The organism is Myxococcus sp. AM009 (assembly GCF_013372605.1).
In the GTDB taxonomy this organism is placed as follows: Bacteria; Myxococcota; Myxococcia; order Myxococcales; family Myxococcaceae; genus Myxococcus; species Myxococcus vastator.
Window position 1 is genome coordinate 1 of sequence record NZ_JABXEP010000527.1, and the last position, 395, is coordinate 395.

At 68.1% G+C, this 395-nt stretch carries 1 protein-coding gene; it reads left to right on the forward strand.

Features of this window, described 5'->3' with window-relative positions:
* The coding region (locus tag HV824_RS36725; RefSeq protein ID WP_176425380.1) for a transposase domain-containing protein at positions 1–158 on the forward strand (158 nt) is incomplete at its 5' end.
* Positions 159–395 lie beyond the last annotated feature (237 nt).

Consider the following 395-nt stretch of genomic DNA (forward strand, 5'->3'; position numbering starts at 1 on the left):
GCGAGGCCAACGGCGTCAACCCCGAGACGTATCTCGCGGACGTCCTGCTGCGCGTGCAGACACACCCCAACTCGCGCATCGGTGAGCTGCTACCCCACGAGTGGAAGCGGCGACGCGCCGCCGACCCTCCCGATTCGCCCCTCCAGCTCAGTCACTGAACAGCTCTCGCTCGTCGAGGCGCTCGCCGAGCACGGTCCTCGTCCGCCATCAAGCCTCCCGGCACGACGTCCACCGGACGGTTACGGCCTTCAGCGTGGCGAAGTCCTCCGTGTCCTTCCGGCAGACGTGCGTGAAGGGCCCTGATGCCCCCCGGTACCGTCCTCGGCCCATTGGAGCGGACCGGGAGAGAGACGGTGGCGAGAGGCAGTATCGCAGCGGAAGAGTTGGAGGCGTTG